Source organism: Mesorhizobium sp. M0145, from assembly GCF_040322355.1.
Classification (GTDB): Bacteria; Pseudomonadota; Alphaproteobacteria; order Rhizobiales; family Rhizobiaceae; genus Mesorhizobium.
Window position 1 is genome coordinate 1 of sequence record NZ_JAMYTK010000020.1, and the last position, 22,226, is coordinate 22,226.

At 63.1% G+C, this 22,226-nt stretch carries 22 protein-coding genes; 5 read left to right on the plus strand and 17 right to left on the minus strand.

Annotated features, from left to right (window positions below):
• Window positions 1-138 precede the first annotated feature (138 nt).
• The 5 genes from NKJ28_RS24380 to ettA form a co-directional block, all read right to left on the minus strand.
• A complete protein-coding gene (locus tag NKJ28_RS24380) occupies window positions 139-756 on the minus strand; it encodes an MOSC domain-containing protein (protein ID WP_352637255.1) in 618 nt (205 codons plus the stop codon).
• A gap of 198 nt (window positions 757-954) precedes the next feature.
• On the minus strand, window positions 955-2,076 hold the full coding sequence (locus NKJ28_RS24385) for a beta-ketoacyl-ACP synthase III (RefSeq protein ID WP_352637302.1): 1,122 nt from the start codon (window positions 2,074-2,076) through the stop codon (window positions 955-957).
• Window positions 2,077-2,199: 123 nt separating this feature from the next.
• Window positions 2,200-2,535 (minus strand): hypothetical protein, encoded by a 336-nt coding sequence (locus tag NKJ28_RS24390; protein WP_352637257.1) that lies wholly within the window; start codon window positions 2,533-2,535, stop codon window positions 2,200-2,202.
• A gap of 114 nt (window positions 2,536-2,649) precedes the next feature.
• A complete protein-coding gene (gene tam, locus NKJ28_RS24395; protein ID WP_352637259.1) occupies window positions 2,650-3,420 on the minus strand; it encodes a trans-aconitate 2-methyltransferase in 771 nt (256 codons plus the stop codon).
• A gap of 45 nt (window positions 3,421-3,465) precedes the next feature.
• Window positions 3,466-5,115: an energy-dependent translational throttle protein EttA gene (gene ettA, locus NKJ28_RS24400; RefSeq protein WP_292659428.1), complete on the minus strand. Its 1,650-nt coding sequence runs from the start codon at window positions 5,113-5,115 to the stop codon at window positions 3,466-3,468.
• 241 nt (window positions 5,116-5,356) lie between these two features.
• Between ettA and NKJ28_RS24405 the strand changes: the two genes are divergently transcribed.
• A complete protein-coding gene (locus NKJ28_RS24405) occupies window positions 5,357-6,652 on the plus strand; it encodes a GGDEF domain-containing protein (RefSeq protein ID WP_352571800.1) in 1,296 nt (431 codons plus the stop codon).
• A gap of 27 nt (window positions 6,653-6,679) precedes the next feature.
• Here NKJ28_RS24405 and NKJ28_RS24410 read toward each other — a convergent pair whose 3' ends face one another.
• From NKJ28_RS24410 to NKJ28_RS24425, 4 genes are all read right to left on the minus strand, one after another.
• Window positions 6,680-7,294: a hypothetical protein gene (locus tag NKJ28_RS24410; RefSeq protein WP_156937311.1), complete on the minus strand. Its 615-nt coding sequence runs from the start codon at window positions 7,292-7,294 to the stop codon at window positions 6,680-6,682.
• A 73-nt stretch (window positions 7,295-7,367) separates the two neighbouring features.
• Window positions 7,368-8,381 (minus strand): ribonuclease T2 family protein, encoded by a 1,014-nt coding sequence (locus NKJ28_RS24415; protein ID WP_352589406.1) that lies wholly within the window; start codon window positions 8,379-8,381, stop codon window positions 7,368-7,370.
• Window positions 8,382-8,501: 120 nt separating this feature from the next.
• Window positions 8,502-8,951, minus strand: coding sequence for a MarR family winged helix-turn-helix transcriptional regulator (locus NKJ28_RS24420; RefSeq protein WP_023675882.1), 450 nt, complete (start codon window positions 8,949-8,951; stop codon window positions 8,502-8,504).
• Window positions 8,948-9,850 carry an alpha/beta fold hydrolase gene (locus tag NKJ28_RS24425; protein ID WP_352589403.1) on the minus strand — a complete coding sequence of 301 codons (903 nt, stop codon included), beginning with the start codon at window positions 9,848-9,850 and terminating at the stop codon, window positions 8,948-8,950. Before NKJ28_RS24425 ends, NKJ28_RS24420 begins: the two co-directional genes overlap by 4 nt.
• 149 nt (window positions 9,851-9,999) lie before the next feature.
• Here NKJ28_RS24425 and NKJ28_RS24430 point away from each other — a divergent pair, with 149 nt between their 5' ends.
• From NKJ28_RS24430 to NKJ28_RS24440, 3 genes are all read left to right on the plus strand, one after another.
• Window positions 10,000-10,935 carry an alpha/beta fold hydrolase gene (locus NKJ28_RS24430; protein WP_023675880.1) on the plus strand — a complete coding sequence of 312 codons (936 nt, stop codon included), beginning with the start codon at window positions 10,000-10,002 and terminating at the stop codon, window positions 10,933-10,935.
• 78 nt (window positions 10,936-11,013) lie between these two features.
• Entirely contained in the window at window positions 11,014-12,189 is a 1,176-nt protein-coding gene (locus tag NKJ28_RS24435) for a CaiB/BaiF CoA transferase family protein (protein ID WP_352589400.1), read from the plus strand.
• The gene (locus NKJ28_RS24440; protein ID WP_352589397.1) at window positions 12,186-13,835 is read left to right on the plus strand and encodes a thiamine pyrophosphate-binding protein; all 1,650 of its coding nucleotides are present in this window, start codon (window positions 12,186-12,188) and stop codon (window positions 13,833-13,835) included. Before NKJ28_RS24435 ends, NKJ28_RS24440 begins: the two co-directional genes overlap by 4 nt.
• 40 nt (window positions 13,836-13,875) lie before the next feature.
• On the opposite strand, the gene NKJ28_RS24445 is transcribed toward NKJ28_RS24440, so the two are convergent.
• The 5 genes from NKJ28_RS24445 to NKJ28_RS24465 form a co-directional block, all read right to left on the minus strand.
• Complete coding sequence (locus NKJ28_RS24445; RefSeq protein WP_352589394.1) at window positions 13,876-14,319, minus strand: CHRD domain-containing protein; 444 nt, start codon at window positions 14,317-14,319, stop codon at window positions 13,876-13,878.
• A 146-nt stretch (window positions 14,320-14,465) separates the two neighbouring features.
• A complete protein-coding gene (locus tag NKJ28_RS24450; RefSeq protein WP_023675876.1) occupies window positions 14,466-15,437 on the minus strand; it encodes an ABC transporter substrate-binding protein in 972 nt (323 codons plus the stop codon).
• 40 nt (window positions 15,438-15,477) lie between these two features.
• Window positions 15,478-16,614: an ABC transporter permease gene (locus NKJ28_RS24455; RefSeq protein ID WP_352637260.1), complete on the minus strand. Its 1,137-nt coding sequence runs from the start codon at window positions 16,612-16,614 to the stop codon at window positions 15,478-15,480.
• Complete coding sequence (locus NKJ28_RS24460; RefSeq protein ID WP_352637261.1) at window positions 16,611-17,489, minus strand: ABC transporter permease; 879 nt, start codon at window positions 17,487-17,489, stop codon at window positions 16,611-16,613. Before NKJ28_RS24460 ends, NKJ28_RS24455 begins: the two co-directional genes overlap by 4 nt.
• A 211-nt stretch (window positions 17,490-17,700) precedes the next feature.
• On the minus strand, window positions 17,701-18,492 hold the full coding sequence (locus tag NKJ28_RS24465) for an ABC transporter ATP-binding protein (RefSeq protein WP_352571793.1): 792 nt from the start codon (window positions 18,490-18,492) through the stop codon (window positions 17,701-17,703).
• A gap of 161 nt (window positions 18,493-18,653) precedes the next feature.
• Between NKJ28_RS24465 and NKJ28_RS24470 the strand changes: the two genes are divergently transcribed.
• A complete protein-coding gene (locus tag NKJ28_RS24470) occupies window positions 18,654-19,058 on the plus strand; it encodes a cupin domain-containing protein (protein WP_023675871.1) in 405 nt (134 codons plus the stop codon).
• A gap of 35 nt (window positions 19,059-19,093) precedes the next feature.
• Here NKJ28_RS24470 and NKJ28_RS24475 read toward each other — a convergent pair whose 3' ends face one another.
• Genes NKJ28_RS24475 through NKJ28_RS24485 form a run of 3 tightly spaced genes read right to left on the minus strand, consistent with a single transcriptional unit; the run spans window position 19,094 to window position 22,226 of the window.
• Window positions 19,094-19,435, minus strand: a complete 342-nt coding sequence (locus NKJ28_RS24475; RefSeq protein ID WP_031211553.1) for a hypothetical protein — start codon at window positions 19,433-19,435, stop codon at window positions 19,094-19,096.
• 29 nt (window positions 19,436-19,464) lie between these two features.
• Entirely contained in the window at window positions 19,465-20,916 is a 1,452-nt protein-coding gene (gene hydA, locus NKJ28_RS24480) for a dihydropyrimidinase (RefSeq protein ID WP_352637262.1), read from the minus strand.
• Window positions 20,917-20,975: 59 nt separating this feature from the next.
• Window positions 20,976-22,226 carry a Zn-dependent hydrolase gene (locus NKJ28_RS24485; protein ID WP_352637263.1) on the minus strand — a complete coding sequence of 417 codons (1,251 nt, stop codon included), beginning with the start codon at window positions 22,224-22,226 and terminating at the stop codon, window positions 20,976-20,978.

Consider the following 22,226-nt stretch of genomic DNA (forward strand, 5'->3'; position numbering starts at 1 on the left):
AGGTGGCTCGGCGAAGCCGAGACGGAGAGGGGGAACCGCGCTCTACGAAGGCCCCCTCTCCGGGCGCATAGCGGCCCCCACACCCCCCCCGAAGCGGGGGGGGAGGACCCCCACTCGAAGCCCTTGCGGGAAAAACAACTAGGCCCGGTAAACCCACTGCTCCGGCACGCGCACCGAAATTTCCTCGCCGGCCGCGATCATGCCGGGCTTCTCGACCCAGGCGACGAGCCCGCGCAACCGTTTCGCCGCTTTCGGGAACAGCAGCGCGCCGGCCTCGACGTCGGCCATACCGGCATTCTCGGCGACCGACCTGCCCGCAATCCGGCAAGGCCCGTTCTGCGCGTCGATCTTGACGGTCGCGCCGCCTTTGAAGAACAGCAGCGTGCCGGACGGCAGCATCGAGAGGCGCGGCAGGCCTTCGATCAGGAGATTGGCGCCGATCCATTCCGGCTTGATCTCGGTAATGCCCATCCGTTCGGCGACGATCGCCAGCTCGTCCTCCGCCACGATCGACAATTGCCGTTCGTTGCGCATCTCGGTGCCGCGCGGATACCACGGCTCGCGCCCACCAGAGCGCCGCGTTGTGCCGGCGTGGAAATCGCCGTCGATGCCGTCGAAGCCGACTTGCAACTGATCCACTGCCCGTGTCTCGAAATGATCGAACGGTGCGAGGTAAAGCGCCGCCACCCTGGCGGCGAGTTTTCGCGACGGGACGATCTCGACCGGAGTTTCGGCTTCGGGAAAAAGATCCAGCATGGGTTCGTGCCTCGCGTGATACGCGCAATTAGCCGCGGTCAGCTCATCAGGTCCAGTCGAAAGCGCTGATGCTCCGATCAAGCGGACTGATGCGATTTGCCAGGCGCGCTCCGATGCCGGTGCCGTTCGCGCCGAGCTAATGCATGTCGCCCAAAAGTGTGCAGCGGTTTTGGGACAACGACATGCGTAAAACAAAATCTAAAGCATGCGCAATAGCGCGCCGCCGATCGAGTAGCCGGCGCCGAAGGCGCAGAGCAGGCCGTAGTCGCCGGCCTTCATGTCGGCATGGTTCTCCGACAGGGCGATGATGGCACCGGCGGCGGCGGTGTTGCCGAGGCGCTCCAGCACCATCGGCGCGCGGTCGTGGTCGACGTCATGGCCGAACGACAGTTTCAGGATCATGGCGTTCATCCGCGCATTGGCCTGATGCAGCCAGAAGCGCCGGATCGCTTGCGGCGTCAGCCCGTGCTCGGCCAGGAATTCGACGATGAACTTGTGGCCGGCGACGGTGACTTCCTTGAACACCTTGTTGCCGATCTGCTTGATCAGATTGCCTTCCAGATCGATCATGTACGGATCGTCCTGGGTGGCGCGGGTATAATAACCGAGATTGGTGCGGATGCTGTTCGACATCTGCGTCCAGGCGCGCGTGTCGAGCACCTCGAAGCGCCCCGGCCGCTTCTCGCCCTGGGCAAGCCCTTCGACGATCATCGACACGGAAGCGTCGCCGAAGATGAAATGCGTCTGCCGGTCGCGAAAATTGAGATGCCCGGTGATGATCTCCGGCGTCGACACCAGTACGCGCTTGTGCGCCCCTGCCCGCACCAGATTGACCGCGATGTGCAATGCGGCAGCCGCCGACGAGCAGCCAAGCCCCATGTCGAAGCCGGCGCCTTTCGTCCCCAGCGCCTGCTGCATTTCGATGGCGATCGCCGGATAGGGCCGCTGATGGTGCGAGGCCGAGCAGATCACCAGGTCGATGTCGCCAGGCTTCAGCCCGGCATGATCGAGCGCCTTGCGGGCCGAGGCGATGCCGAACTCGGCCTCCAGCGACAGCGCATCGTCGGGCCGCGCCGGGAAGCGCGGCGCCATGCGGGTCGGGTCGAGGATGCCTTCCCGTTCGATGACATGGCGGGTCTGGACGCCCGAGGCATGGACGATGAAGGCACTGTCCGATTTCTGTACCAGCGGCTCGCCCGACACCTCGCGCCGGACGTTCTCCATGTCCACCCAGGCGTTGAAGCTGGCGACGAGTTCCTCATTGGTGATCGAAGCTTCGGGGATTTCAACGCCGATGCCGCTGATGATGACGCGATGCATTTCCAGTTCGTCCCGTGTGCGCAGGCGTTGCGGCTTCATGTCGACGCCGCAAAAAGCTCGGCGCAACCTCTTTTGCACCTAGCCAGTTTATGCCGGCTTAAATCAAGTCCCTGGGACGGGTCTTTACCAGGCGCAGAGCTTGGTATAGGTCTGCGGGTTGTTCCAGCAGGCACCGTCATCGCGGCTGCGCACGAATTGCCCGGGCAGCGGCACGTTGCGGCGGCCGAGATTGACATAGCCATAGGCAAAACCCGGTCCGTCGATTTCCAGGACGTAGGTCGGATAACCCGGCGCCGAGATGCGAAAGCTGCCGCCATCGTCCAGCGCCCGATAGCTGCACGAGAAATAGCCGTCGTCGCTGGTGAAGCAGCGCGCTCGCTTGGCCTCCGCCGATATAGACAAGGCAAGCACAGCGGCCGCACAAACGCTGCCGCCGAAACCCATCTTTTTCAGTGTCATCATCCATCCCCATGGCCCATGAAGGGCCTTATCCCTGCCCCAGCGAGATGCGCATGACGGCGAAAGCCGGTCAAGCATCCGCTGCTGGCTGTTTTTGGGTGTAGCTAAGAGCTTCTAAGCAGAACGCCGCGCCACGATGAAGAGACGGGGAAAGCGCAGCAATACCTTGCCGCTTGCCGTTTTCGGATAGGCTTCGCTGATCCTGGCCGTGTAGCGCTTCAGGAAAAGCTGCCGCTCGTTCTCGTCGAGCGGATCGAGGAACGGCTTCAGCCCCGTCGACTTCACCCATTCGACGATCGCCTCGGCATCGGCCAGCGGATGGTTGTAGATCGTGTGCCAGATATCGAGCCGATCCGAGAATGGCGACAAAAGGTCGTAATAGAACGCGACCGGCGGCAGCGGCGCGCGGGCCGCGCGCTCGAGCTTTTCGGCAAACGGCATCTCGGCCGCGGTCTCCCGCATCAGCCGGTGCGAAGGCTCGGCCATATTGTCCGGCATCTGCACGGCAAGCGCGCCGCCGGGCGCCAAAAATCCCATCAGCCGCTGGAAGACCGCCGGATGCTCCGGCAGCCATTGAAACACCGCATTGGCAAAGATCACGTCGACCGGTTCGTTCGGCTGCCACGCCGCCGCATCCGCCAAGGCAAAGGTGACGCCGGGCAGGCGCGCCTTCGCCTTCTCGATCATGTCGAGGGAGGTATCGAAGCCGCTGATCTGCGCCTGCGGCCAGCGCTCGACCAGCAATTCGGTCGAATTGCCCGGCCCGCAGCCAATGTCGACCACCCGGCGTGGTTCCGGCACCGGCACCTGCGCAACGAGATCGCGCGCGGGGCGGGTGCGCTCGTCCTCGAATTTCAGGTAGAGGGCGGCGGACCAGTCGGCCATCTTGGTTCCTCAGATCATTTGAGAATTCGCCGCCCTGTAAATGTCTTACCGCGTCAGCCGCTTATACGTCATGCGGTGCGGATTGACCGCGTCCGGGCCGAGGCGGCGGATCTTGTCCTGCTCGTAATCCTCGAAATTGCCTTCGAACCATTCGACGTGGCTGTCGCCCTCGAAGGCGAGGATGTGCGTCGCCAGGCGATCGAGGAACATGCGATCGTGCGAGATGATGACGGCGCAGCCGGCGAAGCTCTCGAGCGCGTCTTCAAGTGCAGCCAGCGTTTCGGTATCGAGATCGTTGGTCGGTTCGTCGAGCAGCAGCACATTGCCGCCGGTCTTCAGCATCTTGGCCAGATGCACGCGGTTGCGCTGGCCGCCGGACAGGTTGCCGACCTTCTGCTGCTGGTCGCCGCCGCGGAAATTGAACGACGCGCAATAGGCGCGGGTGTTGGCTTCGAACTTGCCGAGCTTGACCACTTCGGCGCCGCCCGAGATCTCTTCCCAGACCGTCTTGGTCGGGTCGAGCGCGTCGCGGCTCTGGTCGACATAACCGAGCTTGACCGTCTCGCCGACGCGGATGGTGCCGGCATCGGGCTTTTCCTGGCCGGTGATCATGCGGAACAGCGTCGTCTTGCCGGCGCCGTTCGGGCCGATGACGCCGACGATGCCGCCGGGCGGCAGCTTGAATTCGAGATCGTCGATCAAAAGCGTGTCGCCAAAGCCCTTCGACAAGCCCTCGACCTCGATCACCACATTGCCGAGCCGCTCGCCATGCGGAATGACGATCTGGGTGTCGCTCGGACGCCGCTTGTCGGCTGCATCCAGCAGATCCTGGAACGCCTGGATACGGGCTTTCGACTTGGTCTGCCGGGCTTTCGGGCTGGACTGGATCCACTCGCGCTCGCGGCCGATCGCCCGCTGGCGCGCATCGTCCTCGCGGCCTTCCTGCTTGAGCCGCTTGGCCTTGGCTTCGAGATATTTGGTGTAGTTGCCTTCGTACGGGATACCGCGGCCGCGATCGAGCTCGAGGATCCAGCCGGTGACATTGTCGAGGAAGTAGCGATCGTGGGTGATGATCATCACCGCGCCCGGATAGGCCCGCAGATGCTTTTCCAGCCACGCCGTCGTCTCGGCGTCGAGATGGTTGGTCGGCTCGTCGAGCAGCAGAAGGTCGGGCTGGCGCAGCAAAAGCTGGCAAAGCGCGACGCGACGGCGTTCGCCGCCCGACAGCTTGGTGACATCGGCCTCCTTGGGCGGGCAGCCGAGTGCCTCCATCGCCATCTCGACCTGCTGTTCGAGATCCCAGAGGTTGAGCCGGTCCATCTCGTCCTGCAGCTTGGCCGACTCGTCCGCCGTCTCGTCGGAATAGTTCATCATCAATTCGTTGTAGCGCTCGATGATGGCGGTCTTGGCGGCGACGCCTTCCATGACGTTTTCGAACACGTTCTTGTTCGGATCGAGCGCCGGCTCCTGCGCCAGGTAACCGACGGTAGCACCCTCGGCCAGCCAGGCCTCGCCGCTCCACTCCTTGTCGATGCCGGCCATGATCTTGAGGATCGTCGACTTGCCGGCGCCGTTGGGACCGAGGATGCCGATCTTGGCGTCCGGATAGAAGGACAGATGAATGTTCTCGAGCACCTTCTTGGTGCCGTAGGCCTTGTTGAGGCCGGCCATGTGATAGATGAACTGGCGTGCCACGCGCGCTTTCCCTGAAAAGTCGACTGATGTCGGATTGAATGGAAGTTGGGGGCTATGTAAGCGATGCGGCCGCGAACGGCAAACAGTTTTGGCCCCAAGCGGATTTGGTCGCACCCACAAACGCTTAGCCGCTTCATTTCGTGCCGGCGCCCAGGCGAAAGCTCCGGTTAACCATTCCGCGTCAAACAATGTTGGATGGGAAATCGCTGGCAGCCGCGATTTCGGGGAGAGAGATCGGGCCGTGTTGAACAGTTTCCTGCTTTTTGCCGAAGCGGTTCTCTATTTCGGCATCATGGTCACGCTTTTCCGGTTCAGGGGCCGCATCGGCCTCGGCGTCTTTGTTTGCGCCCTTGGCGTCATGCATTTCCTGGAAACCTATCTCGCCAGCGTCTTCTACGTCGCGCTGCCGTTCGGCATGGTATCGCCGGGTTCGGCCGTGCTGTTTTCCGGCAAGCTGGTCATGCTGCTCCTGCTCTACATCAAGGAGGACGCGGCAACTGTCCGGCAGCCGATTTATGGCCTGCTGCTCGGCAATGCCCTGATGATCGGGCTCGTGCTGATCCTGCGCCTGCACGACATCGCACCGCTGCCCGACGGCAAGCTTCCCGACATCGGCTTCATCGACGAGATGGGCTGGCTGATGGTGTGGGGCACGACGCTGCTGTTCGTCGACGCCATCCTGATCATTCTGCTCTATGAAAAGCTCGGCAAATATCTGCGCAAGGCGCTTTTCACCCGCATCCTGGTCTCCGTCGCCTGCGTGCTCACCTTCGACCAGGCAGGCTTTTTCACGGCGCTGCATTTCGTCACCGGCGCGCCGGTCGCGGTGTTCTTCGGCGGCTGGTTCGCCAAGATGGCAGCGGCCCTGGTCTACAGCACCATGCTGGTCGGCTATATCAGGTGGTTCGAGGCGCGGCAGGTGCCGGCGGCGCGCGGGCTTTCCGACATTTTCGACACGCTGACCTATCGCGAGCGCTATGAGGCGCTGGTCGAGCATGTCGGTCGCGACGGCCTCACCGGCCTCCTGCACAGGGGGCGCTTCGACAGCGATGGCGAGGCCGCCGTCGCCGCCAGCCTGCGGACCGCCAGGGCGCTCAGCCTGCTGATCATCGATGTCGACCACTTCAAATCGATCAACGACCGCTTCGGCCACGCCGAGGGAGACAAGGTGCTGAAAGCCCTGGCAATTTTGCTTGGCGAACTTGTCGGGACCGAAGATCAATTGTTCAGGATCGGCGGTGAGGAATTCGCCATCCTCGGCTGGCGTCCGCAGCCGCTCGCCAGACTGCTGGGCGAAACCGTCAGGCAAGCGGTCAAGACGTCCGCGAGCACCAGCCGGTTCGACATTACCGTCAGCGCCGGCATCTCGACGGTCAGCGAGACGACCCGTTGCCTTGCCGATCTCTTTGCGCTGGCCGACCAGCGTCTCTACAAGGCCAAATCCACGGGACGCGATCGCGTTGTCGGCGAACCGGGCGGCAACGAAGCAGACGCCCGCAACACATGGACCAGGCCGGAGCGCAGCGCCGGCGCGTAACGCTGCCCAGGCCTGCGATTGGCTCAATCAGGATTGTTTGCGCCGCTGCCATCCGCCGATCGCAACCGAAACCGCCATCAGCGCGATCGCCAGCCATTTCAACGCGGTAATAATCGGGCCGGCTTCGATGTCGTAGGCAATGAACAGAAGAATGCCCGGTACCAGCAGGCCGCAGAGCACGAGCGTGATCCGGTTGATCTGCCATGACACTTTTGCCGCAAGCGCCTGGTCGCCGGGCACGGCGACAAGCGCGGCCCGCATTGCCTTCGGCGCCACCAGCGTGGTCGAAAGACGCAGCGAAATCGGCAGGCCGATGCCGATGATCAGGAAGGCGCATGCCGCCAGGAGCAGCGAAAACTTGATCGCACTGGTTTCGGCCGGTACCGGGAACAGCAGCGCCGCCAGCGGCAGGAAGACACAGAATATCCCGAGCGCGGCAATGGCGATGAAGATCGCCGCGTTGACCAGCGTGAACAATTGGTAGGTGCCGCCGCCGACGGGTTTGGCGAGCGTGGTCATGCGCGCCCACTCCACTTCGGTGTAGGAAAAGCCCGGCCACTCCATATGGCCGTCGCGGATCGCCGTCATGCCCTTGGCCCAGAACGCCAGCCGCGCCAGCGCGCCGCCCGTCATACCACTCATCGCCACCCCCTATGAATGATGCCCCCGGGATCATACCATCCCCGGTGCAAAGCGACAGTCGCGTACGGCCTGTTTACTGGAACCCGACGGCATCGACCGCGCCCTTCGGGCAGCCAGCCTTGGCTGTCGGCGCCGAGGCAAGCAGCAGGGCACCGAGCGAAGCGTTCGAAGCGATCGGGCCGGTCAGGCCGAGCGTCAGTTCGCCGATCAGCCGCCTGCCGTTCGAAGGATCGACCACGCAGGACACGCGGACCCGGTCGCCCGCGCCTTTGCCGAAGGCACTGTCGAAGGTGCTGCGGATCTGATCGGATGTCAGTTGCTTGCCGATGTTCTTGATGAAGAGATCGCGCACCGGCGACGCATTCATCGCGCGCATCAGGTTCAAAGCGACGGCGAAATACTCCTGCTGGCTCTTGCCGTAGCAGGTGCCGTGCTTGATCCATTCATGCCTTTCGAGGGCGGATGCGGTGCCCGGCATCACCTGGTCGAGTTCCGCTCGCGTTTTCGGGTCAAGGGTGACCGGCGGCAAGTCTCGCCAGTGCGCCGGATCGTCGTTCGCCTTGTCGCTTGCGGCGACCTGGCAATAGAAATTTCCGTTCGGCTGCGGCCACAACCCATGCAAGGTGAAGTGGGTCGCCTCGAAACCGGCGGCGGTCTGCGCACGGCATTCGGCCTTGCTGGATTTGGTCTCGCAGAAAGCCGGCTGCCAGCTCAGCGCGAAGACATATTCCGGCTTTCCGGACGCCGATGGCTTGTTCGGCTCGGCAGGCGCCGGTGCAGCCGGCATCGTCGACGCGCTGCCGCCCGAAACACGACCGCAGCTGATCTTAACCCAGCGGCGCTCCGGATCGGCGCCCGGCACGCGAATGAGATAGTGCGTGGGCGCGTCCTTGTTGCCGGCCAGCAGATCATAACTCTGACCAGCCGCGGTCGAGACATTGCCGGGATTCTTGCTGCTCTTGATCGCCTGCGTTGCCGGACAGGCGGCATCGGCGACGAAAGAGCCGGTCATCTTCACATCGGCCCGCGCCGCGCTTGCGCCAGCAAACGCAACAAACACCGCCCCCCATATCGCCCAAATCCGCATTCCGGCACTCCTCGTGATTCACGCCGCAAGCTAGAAACTTGCGACATGTCAGAATTACGATTTCTTTCGCCGGCCGTAAAAACAATCGCCAGCGCATTGAGACGGCTCCCGCGCGGTCGATCAGGATCCGCCCGCCTCCACCCGTTCCGTCAGGGTGCGCAGCAGATCAAGCGAGGCTTTCAGCGCGTCGGCGTCCATACCCTCCGAAACGCGGTTCGCCCAAACATGCTGGCGTGTGCCGATATTCTTGACCGCTGCCCGGCCGGCATCGGTTATCGACAACAGCTTGGCGCGGCGATGCGCCGGGTTGTCGGCGTAGGCGGCAAGCCCCTCCGCAGCCAGTATGTCGGCCAGCCGCTGTACACTCTGACGGGCGAGACCCATGTCGCGGGCGATGTCGGCCACAGATTTCGGCTCCTTCAAAACTGCACCCAAAACCTGCCAGCGCGCTGCCGTCAGCCCGGTTGGAGCGGCCAGCCGGTCGGCCGCATCCAGAAAACTGCCGTTCATCCTGAACACGGCAAGCACCAGTTCGGTGAGCACATTTGCCGCTTCGGTCCTGGTCGTCATTTCTGGCCGGCCTCGATGGTCGCGACGAAATTATTAACGGCTTCGGCTACGACCTCGGGCTTGTCAAGCATCACCCAATGGCCGCTGCCCGCCACGATCTGGCGCGGAATGTCCGTGCGCAGCCGGTAGAGCGCGGCTGGAGTGTCACTGGCCTCGGTAGCCAATACGAACATAGGCCCGCGATACGCATCGAGTGCCGGCTCCGGGTTCCATTCGGCCAGTGCCTTGCCGACACTTGCCCTCGCCGCCGGATCGACCACTGCCGCATCGGCCAGAACACGCTGGCGAACAGCCGCGTTAGGGCCGGCAATCGACGTGTAATAGGCGTTCAGGACATCACGGCCTTGCGGACCGGCCAGATCGCGGACAAAGCCGTCACGAATCGCCTGCGGCAGCGCACGAGGATCGGTCGCCGGGTCGACGAGCAAGACACCGGCGACCCGGTCGGCATGGCTGGCGGCATAAGCGAGCGCCACGCCACCGCCGCCGCTGTGCGCGACAATGAGAAACCGCTTCAGGCCAAACGCGTCGGCCACGGCACCGACATCCATTGCACGACCGTCATAACCATAGTCACCGTCCTGCGCCGGCGCGGAGGCGCCATGACCGCGAAAATCGAAGGCTACCGCCTCGCGGCCTTCGACGGAGAGCTGCATCACCCGGTCCCAGTGGGAAGCGCGGCTGCAATCTCCATGCAGGAACATGATCGGCAGGCCATTGCCGGCGTTGATCCTATAAGTGGCAAGCTGGCCTTGCGGGCCTGGAACAGTGGACGTCATCATGGTCATCTCCCTGGTTTCCTGACTGAACGCAGCAATCCCTGACAACAGGGTGATCGTCGTGAAGGCGAAGCCCGCCAGCAAGATTGCACGCCGCGAAATGGCCCCGGTGGTTTTCATAGTCATACCCCCAATCTGCCGCTGACCATTTGACAGTATGCTGTCATGTAATCACATTGACAGCATGCTGTCAACTACCGTCGAATGGGTACCTACGTCCCTTGACGTCGATCGCTGCGTCGCCCAACAGTCGCCGACGGGAGCGAGACATGCCATTTGACAAGCAGAGGATGCTGGCATCGCCGACCGGCGCCGAGCTCAACCTTTATGTGAAACACGCCATCGGCCAACCGCGCGCCATTGTCCAGGTCAATCACGGGTTGGCCGAGCACGCGGCGCGCTATGCCCGTTTCGCCGATTTCCTTGGCGAGCGCGGCTACCAGGTCTACGCGCACGACCACCGTGGCCACGGCGCCACCAAGGCGCCCGACGCGCCACCTGGCAGGTTCGCCGATGTGGATGGCGGTGCCAAGGTCATCGCCGATGTCGCCGCCGTCCATGATCTCATCGCCAGGGAACAGCCGGGCCTGCCGGTCATCGTCTTCGGTCACTCCTTGGGCGCGTCGGTCGCGCTGAACTTTGTCCTCCGCCACTCGGCGCGCATCCATGCCGCCGCGATCTGGAACGGCAATTTCTCGGCCGGACTGCTCGGCCAAATCGCGCTGGCCATGCTTGGTTGGGAAAAGTTCCGGCTTGGCTCAGACGTGCCGTCGCGCCTGCTGCCCCGGCTGACGTTCCGGGCCTGGGGCAAGGCGGTGCCCAATCACCGGACGCCGTTCGACTGGCTGTCGCGCGATGCCGTTGAAGTCGAGAAATACATCGCCGACCCGCTTTGCGGCTGGGACGCATCGGTGTCGATGTGGCAGGACATCGTCATGATGACGCTGCATTGCGGCAGCGACCGCAATTTTTCCGGCGTGCGGCGCGACCTGTTCGTCAATCTGGTCGGAGGCGAGCAAGATCCGGCCTCGGACGGCGGCAAGGCGGTCAGCCATCTTGCCGGCCGGATGCACATGATGGGTTTTTCGAATCTCGTTTCAAAGGTTTACGCCAAAACCCGCCACGAAAGCCTGAACGAGATCAACCGAGACATCATCATGGAGGATTTTGCCGCCTGGGCCGACCGCGTGCTGAGGGCACAGTGATACTGGCCCATTGCAAGGGCCGTGACAGCGGCGCGCGGGATTGATAGAGGCTGCGCTTTCGATCAACCACGGTGATCCATGACTGAGCCTCCGCTCAAAGGCATCCGCGTCATCGAACTCGCACGCATCCTCGCCGGGCCATGGGCCGGACAGCTGCTTGCCGACCTCGGCGCCGACGTGATCAAGGTCGAGAGCCCGGACGGCGGCGACGACACCCGCAAATGGGGACCGCCCTTCGTCATCGGCCATGACGGCGAGAACCTTTCGGCCGCTTATTACCATTCCTGCAACCGCGGCAAGCGCTCCATCGCCATCGACTTCTCGACGCCCGAGGGTGCCGAGACGGTGCGCCGGCTGGTCGCGACATCGGATGTGCTGATCGAAAACTTCAAAGTCGGCGGACTGAAGAAATACGGCCTCGACTATGACAGCCTGAGGAAAATCAACTCGCGGCTGATCTATTGCTCGATCACCGGTTTTGGCCAGTCGGGACCGTATGCGCCGCGTGCCGGCTATGATTTCATCATCCAGGGCATGGCCGGCATGATGTCGATCACCGGCGAAGCCGGCCGCGAACCGCAAAAGGCGGGCGTCGCTATTTCAGATGTTTTCACCGGGCTTTATTCGGTCATCGCCATCCAGGCGGCGCTTCGCCATGCCGAGAAGACCGGCGAAGGCCAGCATATCGACATGGCGCTCTACGACACCCAGATCTCGACGCTCGGCAACCAGAACCTCAACTATCTCGTCTCCGGACAGTCGCCGGTGCAGATGGGCAATGCGCATATGAACATCGCGCCCTACGAAGTGGTGCCGGTGAAAAATGGCCACATCATCCTGGCGGTCGGCAATGACGGCCAGTTCGCAAAGTTCTGCGCTGCCGTCGGCCTCGATGAGCTGGCGTCGAACCCTGACTTCGCCACCAATCCCGCCCGCGTCGCCAACCGGGCGAAGCTGCGCGAGCATATGATCGAGGCGCTGAAAGCCTTCGATCGCGACCCGTTGCTGGCCAGACTTGAGACTGCCGGAGTGCCGGCCAGCCCGATCAACAACATCGGCCAGATGTTTGCCGACCCGCAGACCATAGCGCGCGGCATGCGGCTCGACCTCGATGACGGCCATGGCAATCTCTTGCCCTCGGTGCGGGCGCCGATGGTCATGTCCGGCACGCCGCTGGTCTATGAGCGCCCGTCGCCGCGTCTCGGCGAACACACCCAAGAAATCCTTGCCGAACTGGAGAGGTCAGGAAAATGAAGACCGGCGGACAACTCATCGTCGATGCGCTCGAAGCCAACGGAACGGACCGTATCTATTGCGTACCTGGCGAATCCTATCTGGCGGTGCTCGACGCGCTGCATGATTCACCGATCCGCACAATCGTCTGCCGCCAGGAGGGCGGTGCCGCAATGATGGCCGACTGCCACGGCCGCCTGACCGGCAGGCCCGGCATCTGCTTTGTCACCCGCGGCCCAGGCGCCACCAATGCCTCGGCCGGCATCCACATCGCGATGCAGGATTCAGTCCCCCTCATCCTGTTCATCGGCCAGGTCGCCAGCCACGCCAAGGGGCGCGAGGCCTTCCAGGAGGTCGACTACGTCAGGTTCTTCGGCGATATCGCCAAATGGGTGGTCGAGATCGACGACGCCGCACGCATACCCGAATTCGTCACACGCGCCTTTGCGGTGGCGACGTCCGGTCGCCCGGGCCCGGTCGTCATCTCGCTGCCCGAGGACATGCTGACCAGCCTCGCCGAGGCACCGGACGCCCGGCATTATACCCCTGTCGAGACGCGGCCTGGCGAAGTCGAGCTCGACGCACTGGAAGTGTTGCTCAACAAGGCAAAGCGGCCCTTCGTCATCCTCGGCGGTACGCGCTGGGACGCGCAGGCCGTTGCACGGATGCGGACGATAGCCGAAGCCTGGTCGCTGCCGGTCGGCTGCTCCTTCCGCCGCCAGATGCTGTTCGACCATCTCCACCCGAACTATGCCGGCGATGTCGGCATCGGCATCAATCCCAAGGTAGCAACCGCCATCAAGCAGGCCGACCTTGTGCTGCTGATCGGCGGCCGCATGGGCGAGATGCCGTCATCCGACTACACGCTGCTGAAGAGTCCCTACCCCGACCAGACGCTGGTCCATATCCATGCCGACGCCGGCGAACTCGGCCGCGTCTACCGGCCGGCGCTGGCGATCAATGCCTCGCCTGCCGCTTTCGTCGAAGCCTTTGCCAGACGCAAGCCGGCCGCAACGCCGGTGTGGGCGGCTGAGGCAGCGAAGCTGCACGCCGCCTATCTCGACTGGTCGACGCCTCCGGAGAGCGGCCCCGGCGCCGTCCAGATGGGGCCGATCATGAATTATCTCGAAACGATGCTGCCGGACGACGCCATCCTCACCAACGGCGCCGGCAACTACGCCACCTGGGTGCATCGCTACCATCGCTTCCGGCGTTTCGGCACGCAGGCAGCACCCACATCCGGCTCGATGGGCTACGGCACGCCGGCGGCGGTCGCCGCCAAGCAGCTTTTCCCCGACCGCGACGTGATCGCCTTCGCCGGCGACGGCTGTTTCCTGATGAACGGCCAGGAATTCGCCACCGCCGTGCAATACGGGCTGCCGATCATCGTCATCGTCGTCAACAATGGCATCTACGGCACCATCCGCATGCATCAGGAGCGCGAATATCCCGGCCGTGTCGTCGCCACGGACTTGAAGAATCCCGACTTTGCTGCTTTGGCCCGTGCCTATGGCGGCCATGGCGAGACGGTGGAAAAGACCGCCGACTTCGCCGCGGCCTTCGAGCGAGCGCGGGCCAGCGGCAAGCCGTCGATCGTAGAGATCAGGCTCGACCCTGAAGCCATCACGCCGACCCGCACGATGACCCAGATTCGCGACAAGGCCTGACAAAACAGGATGATTGCCCTGTTTTGTCGTCGTGATCTGCCTATTTGGCCTTCTCGATCTGGCCGCGGATCTCGCCGTCCGCGTGGGCCGCGGTGTGGATGTTGACGTAATATTTGCCAGCCTCAAGATCGGTGGCCTGGGCATCAGTCAATGTCGCCGAACCCTTGATCGGGCTCTTCAGCTTGCCTTCGAACGGCACCACTGGATCGGCGTTTTGACCCTTTTCCGCTGGGCCGTGAATGTGTGCGGCCTTCGCCGGCCCGCTGAGGCCGGAATATCTCACGGTCCAGCTGAGTTTCTTGGTGGCGGTGTTGAACCTGAGCGTGGCGGTGCCCTTGCCCTTCGTGGTGACGGGCGGGTTCTGCTGAGCACCATCGAGCGTCGCCGCCATCTTTATGGTTTCGGCCAAGGCCGGTGAAGCAGAGAAGATGGCTGCAGAAATGGCCAGCGCCGAAAGCATCGGCGTGAAGGACTGGATGCGCATGGAAACCTCCGTTGTGACACCCTTGGGCGGGTGCACCGGCACAACGATTTTGCGAGCGGATGTTTCCGCCGGTAACGTTCATTTTACCTCCCACTAAAAAGGGGCGGTCGCCCGCCCCTTTTCCGCTACAAGCCAGTTTGACAGCCCTATTTGATGGCCTTGTCGGTGATCGCCGTCGTGTAGGCGCCGGTAGGCTCCTTGCTGATGATCTTCTGGTCGAGCAGCGCCTTGGCGGTGCGCTCGTAGGTCGCCGGATCGAGCTTGCCATCGGCATTGTCGATCAGCTTGGCGACTTCGCCCATCATGCGCTTCTGGTGATTCTCGTCCTGGCCGCCATTGTCCATGACGATGCCGGCCGCTTCGTCGGAATTGTCGACGGCGTATTTCCAACCCTTCATCGAAGCGCGCACGAAACGCACCATCTTATCCTCGAAGGCCGGATCCTTGAGCTTGTCCTCCAGGGCATAGAGCCCGTCTTCGAGCAGATCATTGCCCATGGCGGAATAGTTGAAGACGGTCAGCTCTTCCGGCTTGTAGCCGGCGTCGATGAGCTGCCAGTACTCGTTATAGGTCATGACCGAAATGCAATCCGCCTGCTTCTGGATCAGCGGCTGCACGTCAAAGCTCTGCTTGAGCACGGTGACGCCGTCCGGCCCGCCATCGGTCTTGAGGCCAAGCTTGTTCATCCAGGCATAGAACGGATACTCGTTGCCGAAGAACCAGACGCCGAGCGTGTGGCCCTTGAAGTCGGCTTCCGTCTTGATCGGACCGTCCTTCGGGCAGACCAGCTCCATGCCGGCCTTCTTGAACGGCTGGGCGATGTTGACCAGCGGCACGCCCTTCTCGCGCGCAGCCAGCGCACCGCCCATCCAGTCGACGATGACGTCGGCGCCGCCGCCGGCAATAACCTGCTCCGGTGCAATGTCCGGTCCGCCGGGCTTGATATCGACGTCGAGGCCCTCGGCGTCATAGAAGCCCTTGGCCTTGGCGACATAATAGCCGGCGAACTGTGCCTGGGTGACCCATTTCAGCTGCAGCGTCACCTTGTCCGCGGCCATCGCCTGGAACGCGGCAAGCGACATCGCGCCGGCCAGCATCGAAACAACAAGTCTTTTCATGTTTTTACCCTCTGAAGTTAGCGCCCTAAACCCACCGCCCCTATCCACCACGGACAGAGGGATGCCAAAACGTGACTGCTCTCTCGAAAAGAGCGACCACGCCATAAAAGACCGAACCCGCAAGTGCTGCAACTGCGATTTCCGCCCACACCATGTCGATGTTCATCCGCCCGACTTCCGTCGAAATGCGGAATCCCATGCCGACCACCGGCGTGCCGAAGAACTCGGCGACGATGGCGCCGATCAGCGCCAGCGTCGAATTGATCTTCAACGCATTGAAGATGAAGGGTGCCGCCGCCGGCAGCCGCAGCTTGAACAGCGTCTGCCAGTAGCTCGAGGCATAGGTGCGCATCAGGTCGCGCTCCATATGGCCGGAGGCGGCAAGCCCGGCGACGGTGTTCACCAGCATCGGGAAGAAGGTCATGATGATGACCACCGCTGCCTTCGACTGCCAGTCGAAGCCGAACCACATGACCATGATCGGCGCGACGCCGATGATCGGCAGCGCCGACACCATATTGCCGATCGGCAAAAGCCCGCGCCGCAGGAACGGCACGCGGTCGGCGGCGATGGCAACGAGGAAGCCGGCGCTGCTCCCCACCACATAGCCGAAGATAACCGCCTTGAAGATGGTCTGCCTGACATCGGCCCCCAGCACCGGCAGCGACCCGACGATGCGTGCACCGACGGCGCTTGGCGGCGGCAACAGGATGAAGGGAATGCCGGCACCACGCGTCACCGCCTCCCAGATGATCAGGATCCAGGCGCCGAAGATGGCCGGAATGATCAGGCGCAGGGCGGTTGACGCCCAGCGCGATGTCGGGCGAAACGACGACAGGACCGTTACGCAGCGCCAGGCCAGAAACCACGCCGCGACGAGCAGCAGATAGAAGGATGCGCGAGCGCTGCCCTCATTGCCGGTTATGCCGGCGAGCAGCATCCACGCTGCGCCATGCGCGCCAAGGAACAGCAACACCACCCCGATCATCGGTGGAAAGTTGTCGGCCTCGATTGCCACGAGCAGCAAAATGAAAATCAAAACCGTAGTCGCCATGCCGTAACCGGGCGTAGCACTGACGAGCGGCCAAAGAAGCAGCGCGCCGACAAGCAGGACAAGCGCGGCATACCCCTGCCAGGATCGAGGCGTGATTGAGGAAAGGCTCAGGATGGAGCTCATGCCGGCCTCCCGCCCATGGCGCGGTCGACGAGGCGCCCGGCGATGCCGACGACCATCACCAGCAGCGCCGCGACCACCGACCCGGCAACCAGAGCCGACCAGATGTCGATGGTCTGGCTGTAGTAGGCGCCGGCGAGCAATTTGGCGCCGATGCCGGCGACGGCGCCGGTCGGCAACTCGCCGACGATCGCGCCGACCAGGCTGGCGGCCACCGCCACCTTCATCGAGGTGAACAGGAACGGCACCGAAGCCGGCACACGCAATTTCCAGAAGGCCTGCGAGGCACTGGCATTATAGGTGTGCATCAGGTCGAGATGGGTGAGCTCGGGCGAGCGCAGTCCCTTCACCATGCCGACCGCCACCGGGAAGAACGACAGATAGGTCGAGATCAGCGCCTTCGGGATAAGCCCGGTGATGCCGACCGCCGCCAGCACGACGATGATCATCGGCGCCACCGCCAGGATCGGAATGGTCTGCGAGGCGATGATCCACGGCATCAGGCTGCGGTCGAGCGTCGCCACATGCACGATGCCGACGGCGATGACGATGCCGAGCGCCGTGCCGAAAGCAAAGCCGAGCAGCGTCGACGACAGCGTCACCCAGGCATTGTAGACAAGGCTGCGGTTCGAGGTGATGCTGCGCAGAAAGGTGTTTTCGAAAAAATTCACCGCCACCTGATGCGGCGCCGGCAGCGTCGGCTTCGGCTGTACCAGCGTCTTGCCGATGAATTCCACAATACCCGGCGTCTGATTGGCGCGGCGGTCGAGATCGCGCTGGAACGGCGCGTTGAGGATGACAGCCATGACGTACCAGACGACGACGACGCCCAGGAGGATCGAGGTCACCGGAACGATCTTGTCGCGAAACGAGTCCATCTAGCAGGCCTCGCCGGGTAAACGCCCTCCTCTCCCCGACGGGGAGAGGGTGGCTGGAGCGAAGCGGAGGCCGGGTACTTTTGTTACGGCAATCGTCTCTTTCGTCATCCTAGGGTCTGCGCAGGCCGCTTCGCGGCTGCTCCGCCCTAGGATGACGAAGGTATGGATGGCCCCGCTAGCCCCGACGGGGAGAGGAGGGAGCTCATCCCGCTCAATCATCATAGCTGTGCCCCGCCCTCAGCCCGTCGCGCACGCGTGCCGCGATGGCCAGGAACTCCGGCGTCTCGCGGATATCGAGCGGCCGCTTTTTCGGCAGCGTCGATTCTATGACGTCGCTGACACGCCCCGGGCGCGGCGACATGACGATGATGCGCGTCGACAGATAGACCGCCTCAGGGATCGAATGGGTGACGAAGCAGATGGTCTTGTTGGTCCGCTCCCAAAGCTCCAGCAGCTGTTCGTTGAGATGGTCGCGCACGATCTCGTCCAGCGCGCCGAACGGCTCGTCCATCAACAAAAGATCGGCATCGAAAGCCAGCGCCCGTGCGATCGAGGCGCGCTGCTGCATGCCGCCCGAAAGCTGCCAGGGGTATTTCTTCTCGAAGCCGCCGAGGTTGACAAGGTCGAGGGTTCGCTTGATGCGCGCCGCCTGCTCCGCCCTGGACAGGCCCATGATCTCCAGCGGCAGTGCCACATTGCGCTCGATCGTGCGCCACGGATAAAGTGCGGCCGCCTGGAAGACATAGCCATAGGCGCGGCTCTGGCGCGCCTGCTCGGGCGTCATGCCGTTGACGGAGATGGCTCCCGATGTCGGCTTCTCCAGATCGGCGATGACGCGCAGCAAGGTCGTCTTGCCGCAGCCGGAGGGCCCGATGAAGGACACGAATTCACCCTTGCCGATCGTCAGGTCGACGTTCGACAGCGCCTGCACCGGACCATCATTGGTCTGGAAGGTCAGGCCAAGCTTGCTTGCCGAAACAACGGCTGGCGATACTCCCGTCATCGGCCGTAGCCTGTCGCTTCCGGCCACTGCGGCGCCGGCCGGAATCCCATTGATTTTACCCCGATGTTGCTTTCCACTCGCCCAGTCCTACTCGCCCCAGTTCTACGCGCCCCAGTTCTACGCGCCCTTGTCCCATCAGATAGACGCCCGGAGTTGCCCCGATGTCGCCCAAACCGACTTGCCATCTTATCCGCCCTGAAAGCTCTTATGAAGGCAAGCAGGGCCTGAGTTATTTCGCCGGTATCGCCGCCGAAACAGTCGGCTCGTCCGGCATCTGCATGCATCTGCTGACCATGCCGCCGGGTGCCCGCGCCAAGGCGCATATGCACGAAAACCATGAAACCGCGATCTATGTGCTCTCCGGCGAAGTCCATACCTGGTATGGCGACCGGCTCGAACAGCATATCGTGGTCAAGGCCGGCGATCTTTTCTATATTCCCCCCGGCGTGCCGCATCTGCCGGCCAATCTGAGCGACGGCCCCGCCTCGGCCGTCATTGCCCGCACCGATCCCAACGAACAGGAAAGCGTCGTCCTGCTGCCGGAACTGGACGGGTTGGTCGCCTGACGCCGGCATCGAGGCAGCGGTCGCCATCGGCACCGTCACGAACATGATTTCAGCGGCCCTATCTCCTCAAGGCCGGGAATGGTCACGAAGAAACCGTCCCCTCCTCTGTTGATGACCTTGACGACATCCGTGGTCGTGCCCTCCTCGCCCTCGGCGAAACAGGTGGAGCTCAACAACAAGGTGCCAGGCGCTGTCGTCAGTCGCTGTGCGAACTGGCAGCCGCTGCCATAGGTTTCGACGCCGTCGGCGGTCAGCACGACATAATCGTCGCTGTCCTGATAACCGAGCCGTACACCAGCGCAACCGACCTCATTGCCAAAGGAGCCGGCAAGGACGTCAGCCGCCGCCGGCCCGGCGGCAAGGATCACCGCGGCCATTGAGATAATCGCTCCGTGGCTCCCCAAGCTCAAACGCCCGTCGCCGGGATGCCTGTACGTTCCACCTTGCGCGGCGCGGAAATCTCCTTCCAGGTCGACAGGGCCCGGTTGACCGCCGCGTTCGGCTCGCGAGCGACGAACTCGCCATGGCCGGGCTTCGCCTTGACCTCGTTTTCCTCGATCGACAGTTCGCCGCGCGAGAAGACGAAGCGCGGCAGGCCGGTTACCTCAAAACCTTCGAAGACATTGTAGTCGATCACCGATTGCTGCTTCTTGGCCGTGATCTTCTTCTTGCGCTTCGGATCCCAGACGACGATGTCGGCATCCGCGCCTTCGACGATGGCGCCCTTCTTCGGATACATGTTGAGGATCTTGGCGATGTTGGTCGAGGTCACCGCGACGAACTCATTCATCGTCAGCCGGCCGGTGTTGACGCCGGTCGTCCACAGCACCGGCAAACGATCCTCGAGCCCGCCCGTGCCGTTCGGGATCTTGGTGAAGTCGCCGACGCCGTTGCGCTTTTGTTTGGTGGTGAAGGCACAATGGTCGGTCGCCACCACTTGCAGTGATCCGGCCTGCAGGCCCGCCCACAGCGAATCCTGGTGCCATTTGTTGCGGAAGGGCGGGCTCATGACGCGCCGCGCCGCATGGTCCCAGTCCTTGTTGAAATATTCGCTCTCGTCCAGCGTCAGGTGCTGGATCAGCGGCTCGCCGAATACCCGCATGCCTTTCTGGCGCGCGCGGCGGATGGCTTCGTGCGCCTGCTCGCAGGAGACATGCACGACATAGAGCGGCACGCCGGCCATGTCGGCGATCATGATGGCGCGGTTGGTCGCCTCGCCTTCCACTTCCGGCGGACGCGAATAGGCGTGCCCTTCGGGGCCACTATTGCCCGCCGCCAGCAGCTTCTGCGACAGCGCCGCCACCACGTCGCCATTCTCGGCATGGACCAGCGGCAGCGCGCCGAGATCGGCACAGCGCTGGAACGACGAATAGAGCTCGTCGTCATCGACCATCAGCGCGCCCTTGTAGGCCATGAAATGCTTGAACGAGGTAATGCCCCTGTCGACGACAGTGGCCATCTCGTCGAACACCTGCTTGCCCCACCAGGTGATCGCCATGTGGAAGGAATAGTCGCAGGACGCCTTCGAGGTCTTGTTGTCCCACATCTGCAGGGCCTCGAGCAGCGATTGCTGCGGCGCCGGCAGGCAGAAATCGACGACCATGGTCGTGCCGCCGGCAAGGGCCGCTCGCGTGCCGGATTCGAAATCGTCGGCCGAATAGGTGCCCATGAACGGCATTTCGAGATGGGTATGCGGGTCGATGCCGCCCGGCATCACATAGCAGCCGCTGGCGTCGAACTCATGGTCGCCATGCAAATCCGAGCCGATGCCGATGATCTTGCCGTGCTTGAACAGCACGTCGGCCTTCCACGTGCGGTCGGCGGTGACGATGGTGCCATTCTTGATGACTTTGGACATTTTCATGTTCCCTTTGTTCTCTTCGCGCTTCTTGTGAGCGGCGTTGCGAGGCTATCCCATCATTCGACAATCACCGCCGTGTCGACGACCGCATGGAACAGCACGTCGGCGCCGGCCGCTGCCCATTCCTTGGTGATTTCCTCGGCCTCGTTGTGGCTGAGACCGTCGACGCAGGGGCACATCACCATTGCGGTGGGTGCGACGCGGTTGATCCAGCAGGCGTCATGGCCGGCGCCGGAGACGATGTTGCGATGCGTATATCCCAGGCGCTCCGCCGCATCCCGCACAGCCTTGACGCAGCCCGCGTCGAAAGTGACCGGATCGAAATGGCCGACCTGATCGATTTGATATTTGATGTCGAGCGCGTCGCAGATTGTGTCGATGCCTTCGCGGATGCGTTCGTCCATGGCGTCCAGCACCTCCTTTTCCGGCGAGCGGATGTCTATGGTGAAGACGGTGCGCCCGGCAATGATGTTACGCGAGTTCGGATAGACCTCCATATGGCCGACCGCGCCGACGGCGTCGGGTTGGTAGTCCATGGCGATCTCGTGCACCAATTCGATCACCCGCGCCATGCCGAGCCCGGCATTGCGCCGCTTCGGCATCGGCGTCGAGCCGGTATGCGCCTCCTTGCCGGTCAACGTCACCTGCAGCCATTTCAGTCCCTGGCCATGGGTGACGACACCAATGTCGATGCCCTCGTCCTCGAGGATCGGGCCCTGCTCGATATGCAATTCGAAGAAGGCGTGGATCTTGCGCTCGCCGACTTTCTCGGTGCCCTTCCAGCCGATCCGTTCGAGCTCCTCGCCGAATTTCTTGCCATCCTTGTCGACATGCGAATAAACGTCGGCCTGATCGAGCACGCCGGCGAATACCCCGGACGCCATCATCGCCGGCGCAAAGCGCGCGCCTTCCTCGTTGGTCCAGTTGGTGACGACGATCGGATGCTTTGTCTTGATGCCGAGATCGTTGAGCGAGCGCACGACCTCCAGCCCGCCGAGCACGCCGAGCACACCATCATACTTGCCGCCGGTCGGCTGGGTGTCGAGATGGCTGCCGACATAGACCGGCGGCAGGCTGGCATCGGTGCCTTCGCGACGGGCAAACATCGTGCCCATCTCGTCGACGCCCATTTCGAGCCCCGCCTCATCGCACCAGCGCTTGAACAGACGCCGCCCTTCGCCGTCCTCATCGGTCACGGTCTGGCGATTGTTGCCGCCGGCAATGCCGGGGCCGATCTTCGCCATCTCCATTATCGAATCCCACAAACGGTCTGAATTGATTCGCAGATTCTCGCCGGGGGCGGCCAT